Source organism: Pseudomonas sp. GW456-E7 (assembly GCF_059424105.1).
This window is the reverse complement of sequence record NZ_JBWKZB010000092.1, coordinates 1-8,900: the sequence shown is the minus strand read 5'-3', so window position 1 is coordinate 8,900 and position 8,900 is coordinate 1. Positions and strand designations below refer to the sequence as shown.

Annotated in this window: 7 protein-coding genes; 3 read left to right on the top strand and 4 right to left on the bottom strand. The window is 61.2% G+C overall.

The window, feature by feature from the left end; genetic code table 11:
* Positions 1-107 precede the first annotated feature (107 nt).
* Entirely contained in the window at positions 108-455 is a 348-nt protein-coding gene (locus tag AC07YV_RS29375; RefSeq protein WP_102701332.1) for a DUF6124 family protein, read from the bottom strand.
* 800 nt (positions 456-1,255) lie between these two features.
* Here AC07YV_RS29375 and AC07YV_RS29370 point away from each other — a divergent pair.
* The 3 genes from AC07YV_RS29370 to AC07YV_RS29360 all read left to right on the top strand — a co-directional run bounded on the left by AC07YV_RS29370 (position 1,256) and on the right by AC07YV_RS29360 (position 2,733).
* Positions 1,256-1,792 carry a glyoxalase superfamily protein gene (locus tag AC07YV_RS29370; RefSeq protein ID WP_102701331.1) on the top strand — a complete coding sequence of 179 codons (537 nt, stop codon included), beginning with the start codon at positions 1,256-1,258 and terminating at the stop codon, positions 1,790-1,792.
* Positions 1,793-1,858: 66 nt separating this feature from the next.
* A complete protein-coding gene (locus AC07YV_RS29365) occupies positions 1,859-2,365 on the top strand; it encodes a PaaI family thioesterase (RefSeq protein WP_102701330.1) in 507 nt (168 codons plus the stop codon).
* Between the two features lie 89 nt (positions 2,366-2,454).
* Positions 2,455-2,733 (top strand): hypothetical protein, encoded by a 279-nt coding sequence (locus AC07YV_RS29360; protein WP_102701329.1) that lies wholly within the window; start codon positions 2,455-2,457, stop codon positions 2,731-2,733.
* 41 nt (positions 2,734-2,774) lie between these two features.
* Here the strand turns inward: AC07YV_RS29360 and AC07YV_RS29355 are convergent, their stop codons facing one another.
* The 3 genes from AC07YV_RS29355 to AC07YV_RS29345 form a co-directional block, all read right to left on the bottom strand.
* On the bottom strand, positions 2,775-4,388 hold the full coding sequence (locus AC07YV_RS29355; protein ID WP_102701328.1) for a diguanylate cyclase: 1,614 nt from the start codon (positions 4,386-4,388) through the stop codon (positions 2,775-2,777).
* A gap of 232 nt (positions 4,389-4,620) precedes the next feature.
* Entirely contained in the window at positions 4,621-7,038 is a 2,418-nt protein-coding gene (locus AC07YV_RS29350; RefSeq protein WP_102701327.1) for a TonB-dependent siderophore receptor, read from the bottom strand.
* 127 nt (positions 7,039-7,165) lie between these two features.
* Positions 7,166-8,815 (bottom strand): cyclic peptide export ABC transporter, encoded by a 1,650-nt coding sequence (locus tag AC07YV_RS29345; RefSeq protein WP_102701326.1) that lies wholly within the window; start codon positions 8,813-8,815, stop codon positions 7,166-7,168.
* Positions 8,816-8,900 lie beyond the last annotated feature (85 nt).

Below are 8,900 nucleotides of genomic sequence, written 5' to 3'. Positions count from 1 at the left end.
GAGCTTGCTCGCGATAGCGGTCGTACACTCAACCTCTATGTGTCTGACCCAACGCCATCGCGAGCAAGCTCGCTCCCACAGGTCTATCGGTGATCCGGAGATTGTGGTCAGGGCGGATCAAGCCGATCCAGCGCCCCATTCACCGCCAGCTCCCCCAGCATGATCACCTGCGCAATCCCCAACAGCGCATTGCGACTTGTCCCCTGCAAATGATCCACCAGATCGTTGGCCATGACATTGGCCGACGCCAGCGACTCACAGGCGTGCACTAGCAGGGTTTCGGTACTGAGTTCGGGGTTGACGATGAACATCGTGCTGGGTGCGCGCGGGGTGGCCATGATGCTGGGGCCTGGATCGAAGGCGCATTCGGCGGTTTCGTGGATTTGTTTTGATTCGGAACTTTCGTGTGGGGAGGCCGCGTCGGAATCCGGCGGATTGGGTGTGGGCTTGAACATGGATGGTAAACCTCTCAGTTGAGCCGCAACCTGTCTCGCTACTAAACGGAAGGGTGGCGGCTGTGCGCAAGTTAGTAGACCGGATTACCACCCAAATCCGGCGCACCCGAAGGCGCCATGCACACAGCCACCATCAAATGCAGGCGGACACCTGATTGAAGGACGCTTATGCAACCGATTTTGGATGGTAAGACGGGCTACTAAACCCGATCACTGACATCAGTGACCCGAATCAAGTTACCGACGACCCCCAAGGCGCACAAGCCGGCGGATTCTGGCGTACCTGTAGGCAACGACGCAAGGCGTTGTGGCTTTCATGAAGTAACCTGTAGGCCGCTTAAACAGACGCTATCGAGTGGTTCTTGACCTGCTGTTATGCCTTATCAAAGAGCGTTGAAATCTTCGGAGTCGTTGCCCCCCAAAAACAAGGTCATCACGTAATCCCGGGAAACACGGATAACGCAATACCTGTAGGAGCTGGCTTGTCGGGTCGCCGCATCGCAGCGATGGTCGTTAACGATGACGCGTGAGAACTGGATAAACGCGGCGCACTTGAGAACATCGCCAGCAAGCTGGCTCCTACAGGAATAGACCGCAGGCCTGGGGTGTGGGCAGCAGCGGGGCAGATCTTTCGCATCCCGTATCGGCTATGTATTATCGACATCGGCCCGATGCTGCCCGCCGCTCGCTCCCGCTGGGAAAGGTGAAAGCATCTCCGCCCCACACAAACCCTGTCGCCTCTCTTGACGGTCGAGGTTTGGCAATGCGAGCACCAAAGCATCTCGGCTACAGGAGCAGACATGTTTTCAATCGAGCAAGCCAAGCAAATGGCCAAACAGTTGCGCACCTCGCTGGAGGAGCGCAATCAGGCGGTGACCCATTCCACCGCGCTGGAACTGGTCGCGCAGCAACTGGGCTACAAGGACTGGAACACTGCGTCGGCGCTGCTGGCCCAGGCCAATACCCCGCCAGCGCCGGGCATTACCTTCGATAAACCCATCCCCATTTTGCGCAGTTTCGACGAAGCCAAGGCCCGGGAGTTCTATCTGGATTTCCTGGGTTTCAGCGTCGAGTTCGAGCATCGCTTCGAGGCTGATCTGCCGCTGTACCTGGGCATCAGCCGCGACGGTCTGCACCTGCATCTTTCCGAACATCACGGCGATGCCAGCCCGGGCTCGACGGTGTTCGTGCCGATGCAAAACATCGAACTGCTCAGGGATGAACTGCAGGGCAAGCGCTACGGCTACGGACGCCCGGATATTGTTCAGCAGGGCTGGGGCAAGGAGTTGCAGGTCTACGACCCGTTCGGCAATCGGATTCGCTTCTGCCAATATTGATCAGGCGGTGCGGACCGGGGTGACCCGGTCCGCTTTGAACCACCTGCCACTAAGGATGAATACGCCATGACCACGCAGGACACTTCGCTTCAAGACATCGCCGCGCCTGAAGGCGTTTGTTATGGCTGCGGCAGCCAGAACCCGCACGGGCTGCACATCAAGAGCTTCTGGCATGAAGACGGGGTGCATGTCATGGCCGAGCATATGCCCGATGACAAGTATTGCGGCTGGCCGGGTCTGGTTTACGGCGGTTTGATCGCGATGCTGGTCGATTGCCACTCCAACTGGGCCGCGATGGCTTATCACTACCGCGCCGAACAGCGCGAAGTGGGCAGTTTGCCCCACGTCACCTGCGTCACCGGTAACCTGGGCATCAAGTACATCAAGCCTACCCCGATGGGCGTACGCCTGACATTGCGGGCAAAAGTCGAGGGTGATGTCGGGCGCAAAAGTCGCGTCATCTGTGAGGTTTTCGCCGGGGACGTGCTGACCGCTGTCGGGGACTCCACGTTTGTCCGCGTCGATACCGAGCAACTCCGGACCGCCGCGCACGACAACAAGGTCGGTTCCTGACCCCGGCGCCTCACCGTTCGTCAGCGAGCCAGCACCTTTCCCGATGTCGGGTCTTCCAAGGTTTATACCTCACCGGGGAGACCCAGATAATGAACAGGAAAATGCTCGCCCTCATGGCTGCGGGTCTGCTGTCGACGGGCTCGTTTTTTGCGCTGGTCGCCGAGAACGCGACGGCGGGTTCCGCTGTCCCGCCTGCTGCCGTGCCTGGCATCAACCAGCCGCAGGCTGCTGAAGCCAAAGACGAGAAGGCCGACAAGAAGGGCGAGGAGGCCGCGGGCTCAAACTCCGGCGCCGATTCGCAAGCGGCGCAAAAGGATGCCGCGACCTCAAGTGGTTCGACGGACGAAGAAAAAGAACCCACGCAGTGACGGCCTGAATCGACTGGTTTTACCCGGCCATTAAGCGACGTCTACGCCATCACCCGGTTGCGCCCGCTCTGCTTGGCCAGATAGAGACGCTCATCGGCCAGTTTCAGTACGCTTTCCGGCATCGGGGTGTCCGCACTCCGGCAAGCCACGCCGATGGACATCGTCAACCTTCCGACCTGCGGCACCTCGGTCTGCGCGATGTGCTCGCGTATCCGTTCGGCAATGCCCCTGGCGGTGTCCAGCGGCGTATCCGGAAGGATCAGCGCGAACTCTTCACCACCGGCGCGGCAGGCGAGGTCGCCGGTCCGGGAGTTCTGCTTGAGTATGCCGGCGACCTCTTTCAGGGCCACGTCGCCGGCGTCATGCCCGAAGGTGTCGTTGACCTTTTTGAAGTGATCGATATCCAGCGCCAGCACCGAATAGGCTTGCCCGGTTTTTGCCAGTAGATCCAGTACGCCGCCCATGGCCCTTCGATTGGCCAGGCCGGTCAGGGGATCGCTTTGCGCTTCGTGGCTGAGCTGGCCAAGCTTTTGCTGGAGCAGCTGCACACCGGTCAGCATGGCCTGGCGAATGGCCGACGCGTCGCGGTACCAGGCATGGACTTGCCGCAGTTGCTCGGTCGTTTGCGGGGCGGCCAACTGGTCGGCGGCTGCCGATAACTGGCGCAACGGGCGGGCGATCAGGGCGGTCCCGAGCAAAATCAGCCCCAGGCCCAACAGCCCGGCAGGGATCATGCCCAGGACCATGTCGCGCATGAGTTGTCCCAGCGGCGCCAGGCTGAGGTCCCGGGGTTGTTGCGCGACAACCGCCCAGTTGGCGTCCGGCACCTGGGCAAAACCGGCGAGCATGGGCACACCTTTGTAGTTCGGGCCTTCCAGGGAGCCACGTTCGCCGCGCAAGGCCGCATCGACCGTCAGGCTCCAGCCCAGGACCTCACCGATGCGCTTCTGGTCCGGGTGATAGAGCAGCCGCCGATTGCCGTCGGCGATGAACGCAAAGGTCCCTTCGTGATGGAAGTGACGGCTGATGATCGTATGAAAGGTGCTTTGCTTGAGCAGGTAGACCGAGCCGCCGACGACGCCGAGGAACGCCCCTGACGGGTTGAAAACCGGTTGTGAAATGAACACCACCAGGTTGCCCGCCGCGGAAACGTAAGCGGCGCTGACCAATGGACGACGCTCCTTGAGCGCCTGCTGGATGCCCTCCGACGTCAACGTGGCGCCGACAATCTGCGAGGTATCCGGATAGGCCTGCAGGACTTTGCCTGCCGCATCCACAATGGCAATGGAGTTGAAGTCGGCATCCTGGGCTTGCAGGCGGATGGCTTCTTTGCGCAGCACTTCGGGGTCGTTCCAGTGCCGGCCAAGTGTGTTGGCGCTGTAGTTCAAGCGACTGTGCGCCGAATTGAGGAACTCACCGATGCTGGAAGCGACTTTTGCGGCGTAGGCTGCGTTGGCCTCAAGCGTCGTATGGATCAGGGATTGACGCTGCACCCGGTAAGCGACGTAGAGGCTGTTGCACAACGTCGCGAGGACCGACAGCAGGACGAAGAAAAGAATCAGTCCGCGCAGGTCGATGGGCAGGGGCCTGGACAGCTTCGCGCGGCTACCTTGCTCGTTGATGGCGCTGTTGGGGTCATCCGCTGGCGTCGCCATTTTCGATCCATGAAGGGTGTGTTGTGAGGGGGGCAAAGACTGCCTTGCAGGATAGGCAGAGAGCGCCGAGTTGTCACATGCACGCCAGCAGAAAACAGAATCGGGCAAGGCTTTGGCCGCTGCAACTTCTGTGGGAGCGAGCTTGCTCGCGATAGCGCAATGTCAGTCAACGATGATGTTGACTGTGCAATCGTCATCGCGAGCAAGCTCGCTCCCACAGGTTCGCCGGCAATCAGTACTGTGCGCGCAGGCTCAGGGTCACGGTGCGCGGGTCGCCGTAGAAGTTGGTGCCCCAGGACGCATCGACGCGGTCGTAGTACTTGCGGTCGAACAGGTTGTTGGCGGTCAGTGTCGACGACAGGTTTTCGTTGAACTTGTAGCCGACCTGCGCCGTGGTGATGGCGTAGCCACCTTGCTGGAACTTCACGTCACGCTGGTAGTAGGTGTCGCTGACCGCCCGCACGCCACCGCCGACGCTGAAGTCCTTGAGCGGACCGTCGGTGAACTCGTACTTGGTCCACAGGTTGAAGTTGTGCTTGGGCGTGATGGTGCTGAAAGTATTGCCTTTGTTGGCCGCGTCGCCGTCCAGGAACTTGGTGGAGGTGTAGGCGTAACCGGTGACGATGCTCCAGTTTTCGGTCAGGTTGCCGCTCAGCTCGGTTTCCCAGCCTTCGCTGCGTGCCTTGCCTTCGGTCATGTAGGCACCGGAGTTGTTGTCGTATTCGGCACGGTTTTCATCGTAGATGCGAAAGGCCGCGATGCTGGCGTTCAGGCGACCGTCGTAGAATTCGCGCTTGAGGCCGATCTCGTATTGCTTGCCTTCGCGCGGGCCGACCGGCTCGCCGTCCGCGCCGATTTCGCTCTGCGGTTTGAATACGCCGGTGTAGCTGAAGTAGGTCGACAGTTCCGGGGTGATCTTGCCGATGAGGGCGCCGTACGGCACGACCTTGCGGTTGATGCTGGTGTGGGCTTCGCCGAAGTTGTTGAAGAAGGCGTTGGCGTTCTTCGCGTCGGCTTCGTACCAGGTTACGCGGCTGCCGCCGATGACATCGAGCCAGTCGGTGACGTTGAACTTGGCACGGGTATAGACCCCGTACTGGTCGGACTTGGACCAGTTGCCGTTGACGTGCGCATAGTCGTTGCGGGGAATGTCGATGCTGCCCGGATCCCACACGTTGATCGGGAAGTACTCGCCGCCGCCGTAGGTGAAGTCCTTGTCCAGGTGCTGGTACTCGGCGCCCAGGGTGAACTCGTGGCGGCGATCGGCGAACTCGAACGGCGTGGTGACGAAGCTGTCGACGCCGATGGTCTTGATGTGGGTGTAGTAGTCGTAGGCCACGGCCCAGCTGTCACCGGTGGCCGGATCGACCGCGCCGTCGGCCCAGGTGAAGTTACGCTCCGGGGTTTCGGCATCGCGGTAGGTCAGGGTGGTCTTGAACTGACCGCCGTTGTCCAGTTCGTGATCAACTTCGGCAAAGGATTCCCAGACCTTCTCGTTCAGGGTGTTCCACTTGGCGTCGACGAAGGTCGAGCGCGGAACGTCCAGCAAGGTGCCGTCGGCATAGGCCGGCAAGCCGAAGGCCGGGGTGGAGTTGTTCTTCTGGTAAGCGCCGCCGACCGACAGGGTGGTGGCCGGGTCGAGGTCGAACTCCAGGCGACCGTAGACCATCGGGCGTTCGTTCTGCGCGTAGTCGACGTAGGACTGGTTGTTCTCGTAGGCGGTGATGAAGCGGCCGCGCACGGTGCCCTGGTCGTTCAGCGGGCCGGTGACGTCGACCATGGAACGGTAGTGATCGTAGGAACCAGCGGCCAGTTCGCCACCGAGGGCGAATTTGCCCAGGGCGCGCTTGCGCACCACGTTGATCGTACCGCCGGGTTCACCCGCGCCCTGGTACAGGCCCGATGGACCGCGCAGCACTTCGATGCGGTCGTACATCGCCAGGTCGAAACTGGTGGCCATGTCGCCCTGGCCGGTGGGTTGCGAGACGCCGTCGACCTGCACCTGGTCGACGAGGAAGCCGCGCATGTAGACGTCGTTGAGGCTGGAGCCGGAGTTGTAGGTCTTGATGGTCGTGCCGGTGACCTGGCGCATGGCGTCCTGCAGGCTGTTCATGTTCTGGTCGTCCATGCGCTGGCGCGTGACGACAGACACCGACTGCGGGATGTCCTTGACCTTGATGTTGCCTTTGCCGATGGTCACTTCATCGCTGGTGTAGGAGTGCGTGCCTTCGGTGGTCGGCCCCAACGCCACGCCAGTGATGGAGGTCGCACCCAGCTGCAATGCACTGGAGTCACCGACCGCTGGCACCAGCGACACAGTGTTGCCATTCAACTGAAAATTGATGCCGCTCCCCAGCAGCAAGGTTTTCAGTGCCTGTTCCGGTTCCATGTTGCCGGACACCGCCGTGGACTTGATGCCGTTGACCATGTCCTGGCTGTAGAGAATCTGCAGGTTGGTCTGCTGGCCCAGTTCGCGCAATGCACTGGCCAGCGACTGGGCCGGCACGTTGACGTTCACCGGGGCTGCCTCGACCTGGGAAGTGCCCAGCAGCAACAGGGTCAACAGCGCGCCCGGCACGACCGTTCGGAATTTCTTTTGCCGATCGATGGCTAATGCCAAGGGGGCGCGGGACAGAGTAAGGCTTTGCATTGCTCGAATCGCTCCAGAAGGGTGTGTGCAGTTTTTTAGTTAATGATAATTATTATTAGACGGACCACTTTGCCTAAACCGGAAAACAAACTTCAAAAAAACAACAACCTGCGTGCAACCAGCGCTGTCAGGCGGTCGCGCGCTCGGTGATGACCCGGCCCGACTCCATGCGCACCAGTTGATCGGCCATGTCGAAATAACGGTCGTCGTGGGAGATGACGATGATGGTCTTGCCCAGGCGTTTGAGGTCCGGCAGCAGCTCGGTGTAGAAGATGCGGCGGAAGGTCGGGTCCTGGTCGGCGGCCCACTCGTCGAACACCAGCACCGGGCGTTCTTCCAGCCAGGCATTGACCAGCGCCAGGCGCTTGCGCTGGCCGGTGGACAGGTCGGTGGTGGTGAAACTGCCGTCCCTGACGCTGACCTTGTGCGCAATTTCCAGGCGTTGCAGGTAGGCATTGGCATCTTCGGGGATGTGCTGGTCACCCTGCACCACGTCATCGAACAGGTAGTAGTCGGCAAAGATCGTGGTGAACAACTGGCGGTAGTCGTCTCGATTGTGCGCATCGATGCCTTGGCCGTTGAGCAGGATTTCGCCGTGTTGCGGGGCGTAGAGGCCCAGCAGCAACTTGATCAGCGTGGTCTTGCCGCAGCCGTTTTCGCCGACGATGAAAATGATCTCGCCTTGCGCGATGCTCAGGTTCACCGGGCCCAGGCGAAACGCGTCGCTGCCCGGTGCGGCGGGGAAGGCGTAGCTGACGTTGTTCAGTTGCAGGCTGTTGACCACGGCCGGCGGGGTGCCTTGGTCGTTGAGCAGCAGGTGCGGTTCCGGCGAGGAAAACCGGCTCGACAGTTCGGCGATGCGGCGGAAGGCGATGCGCGCCCGGCTCACGATCGGCAAGGTGCTGACCAGGTGCTCGATCGGGCCTTTCATGTACAGCAGCACCAGCACGAATCCGCTCATCACCGCTTGGTCGGCGCTGGGCCAGAACGATTGCAGGGCCAGCGCCAGGCCGATGACCACGAAGAACAGCATCGAGCCGAGGGTCTTGGCGATCACGAAGGTGTTGATCGAACGCACCTGGGTGTCGCAGATGAAATCGGCGGTGCCCTGGATGCCCTTGACGAACATGCGCTGGCGGCGCGGACGGTGGATGCGCAATTCCTTGGCGCCGCCGGCAATGGCGTTGTAGTGCTTCTGCAATTCGTCTTCGGCGTCGCGGGCGGCCATGAACCCCTGGATACCCTTGCCCTGCGCGTAGAACTGGATGCCGGTGCCGATGGCAATCGCCAGCACCATCATCAGGAACATCGGCCACGACAGCATCGCCAGGTAACCCATGCAGCCGAGGGTCACGGTCAGGGAAATGGCGAGCGGCGCGAAGGCGAAGGCGAAGTCGCTGATGGTGTCGACGTCGTGGGTCAGCACCGGGATCAGTCGGTGGCTGCGGTAGCGCTCGATCTGCTCGATGGGCGCCGAGAGCACTTTCTCCCCCAGCTCTTTGCGCAGTTTGGCAATGATGTGCTGGCCGACGTAGTTGGTGCCGATGTCCGAGCAGATCGAACTGCCCAGGGCCAGCAGGCACAGGCCGCCGAACAGCGCGACCACGCCCTGGGTCAGGCCGTCCGGCGAATGCAGTGCGTTGTTGATGGTGGCCAGCAGCACCGTGACGCTCAGGCCGCCGACCATGCCCAGGAGGATCGACAGACTGACGACGAGCCGGAACGGTTTCAGGAGGCTGAACAATTCATGAATTGCACCGCGCGTTGGCTGGGTCATGAGCAGAGGGTTCCTTGGGTCTTGAGGCAGATACCCAGTAGAACGTCTGATGGAGGGCTTAATTTAAAGGGTGGGGGACGGGTGG

Coding starts and splice junctions, on each gene's coding strand:
- AC07YV_RS29350 (WP_102701327.1), bottom strand. CDS start 7,038: ATGCAAAGCCTTACTCTGTCCCGCGCCCCCTTGGCATTAGCCATCGAT.
- AC07YV_RS29360 (WP_102701329.1), top strand. CDS start 2,455: ATGAACAGGAAAATGCTCGCCCTCATGGCTGCGGGTCTGCTGTCGACG.
- AC07YV_RS29375 (WP_102701332.1), bottom strand. CDS start 455: ATGTTCAAGCCCACACCCAATCCGCCGGATTCCGACGCGGCCTCCCCA.
- AC07YV_RS29345 (WP_102701326.1), bottom strand. CDS start 8,815: ATGACCCAGCCAACGCGCGGTGCAATTCATGAATTGTTCAGCCTCCTG.
- AC07YV_RS29365 (WP_102701330.1), top strand. CDS start 1,859: ATGACCACGCAGGACACTTCGCTTCAAGACATCGCCGCGCCTGAAGGC.
- AC07YV_RS29355 (WP_102701328.1), bottom strand. CDS start 4,388: ATGGCGACGCCAGCGGATGACCCCAACAGCGCCATCAACGAGCAAGGT.
- AC07YV_RS29370 (WP_102701331.1), top strand. CDS start 1,256: ATGTTTTCAATCGAGCAAGCCAAGCAAATGGCCAAACAGTTGCGCACC.